At 35.1% G+C, this 248-nt stretch carries 1 protein-coding gene; it reads left to right on the top strand.

The window, feature by feature from the left end:
- Positions 1 to 248: FAD-dependent monooxygenase (locus SB775_RS32380; protein WP_410865394.1), on the top strand; the 248-nt coding region annotated here is incomplete at both ends.

Raw genomic sequence — 248 nt, 5'->3', positions numbered from 1 at the left:
GAACATCTTCAAATTAAGAGCACAATATGGCTTTCTCGTTTTGGCAATGCAACCAAATTAGCAAATACTTATCAACATAAGCGTGTATTCTTAGCAGGGGATGCAGCACATATTCATTTCCCTGCTGGAGGACAAGGTTTGAATGTAGGTTTACAAGATGCTTTTAATATAGGCTGGAAATTAGGACTCGCAATAAAACAAAAAAAATATAAAAGCCTATTAGAAAGTTATCATATTGAACGACATGC

The organism is Peribacillus sp. SIMBA_075 (assembly GCF_046534585.1).
The sequence above is the reverse complement of the archived record's forward strand: the minus strand, read 5'-3'. Positions and strand labels throughout refer to the sequence as shown.